Origin of the sequence: Vibrio sp. 10N.261.52.A1 (assembly GCF_002876325.1) — a bacterium.
GTDB lineage: Bacteria > Pseudomonadota > Gammaproteobacteria > Enterobacterales > Vibrionaceae > Vibrio > Vibrio chagasii.
This window is the reverse complement of sequence record NZ_MCYD01001248.1, coordinates 1-1342: the sequence shown is the minus strand read 5'-3', so window position 1 is coordinate 1342 and position 1342 is coordinate 1. Positions and strand designations below refer to the sequence as shown.

General features: G+C 43.4%; 1 protein-coding gene. It reads left to right on the top strand.

The features are described 5' to 3' along the window. Positions 1-171 precede the first annotated feature (171 nt). Positions 172-1317 (top strand): Na/Pi symporter, encoded by a 1146-nt coding sequence (locus BCT81_RS26335; protein ID WP_004739535.1) that lies wholly within the window; start codon positions 172-174, stop codon positions 1315-1317. Positions 1318-1342 lie beyond the last annotated feature (25 nt).

Here is a 1342-nt window from a genome sequence, read left to right as displayed (position 1 = left end):
CAACTTAAAATAGCCACATTTACTACCAGAATATTTAAACAGTAAATCATCACAAAAAAGTCCCGCCTCAACCAAAATGTAATATTACTGAAATATTTCACCTCTAACATCACGCTCAGATTAAACAAACAGACCAAACACAGACTTAAACGGTCCTATGGAGAAAACATTATGAACCAAGCTACTACTGCAGCAGCGCCTATTTCGAGCACAACTCGTTGGCTACGCTGGGCTAACTTGGCATTCATGCTTTACCTACTATTACTTTCAGTTTCAATGGTTGGTACAGGCTTCAAATGGGCAACAGGCGAACAAGCAAAAGTTCTTTTTGAATTTGCTTCACACCCAGTTGCAGGCTTAATGATTGGTTTAGTTGCAACCGCACTTATTCAATCATCAAGTACAGTTACTTCAATTATCGTTGGCCTTGTGGCAGGTGGTTTACCTGTTGAGCTAGCAATCCCTATGATCATGGGTGCAAACATTGGTACTACGGTAACCAATACGCTAGTTAGCCTTGGTCACGTTCGTTGTAAAGAAGAGTTCAAACGCGCATTCGCAAGTGCGACGATTCACGACTTCTTCAACCTATTGGCTGTAGCTATTTTCCTACCGCTAGAGATGGCGTTTGGTATTCTAGAGAAGATTTCTCACTGGTTGGTATCTCCGATGCTAGCAACAGGTGATATGAGCATGAAGGGTCTTAACTTCATCAAGCCAATCACTAAACCAGTAGTAAGCGCAATCAAAGAGCCTCTATCAACATTTGGCGACACGATTGGCGGCATCATGCTTATCGCTCTAGGTATCGCAACTATCTTCGTAGCTATCACTGTTATGGGTAAGCTAATGAAGAGCCTAATGGTTGGTCGTGCTCGTGAGATTCTTAAGAACGCAATTGGTCGTGGTCCAATCCACGGTATCGCTTCTGGCTCTATCGTTACTATCCTTGTTCAGTCTTCTTCAACGACAACAAGCTTGATGGTTCCACTAGTAGGCTCAGGTGTTCTTAAAGTACGTGATGTTTACCCATTCACTCTAGGCGCAAACATCGGTACATGTATTACCGCTCTGCTTGCAGCGACAGCAGTATCTGGTGAGTTCGCAGTATTCGCACTTCAGATTGCTCTAGTACACTTGGTGTTCAACATCATGGCAACAGTATTCATCTTCGGTATCCCGTTCCTACGTGAGCTACCAGTTAAAGCGGCAGACATGATTTCAGACATGGCTGTGAAGAACAAAGCTGTTGTTGCCGGTTACCTTGTTGCGGTATTCCTTGTACTGCCAGGCACAATCTTGTCTCTGACTGCTTAATAGCAAAATACACATCGCTTATAGC

Excerpts from the sequence above, each read along its gene's own strand:
- BCT81_RS26335 (WP_004739535.1), top strand. The coding sequence starts at position 172 with ATGAACCAAGCTACTACTGCAGCAGCGCCTATTTCGAGCACAACTCGT.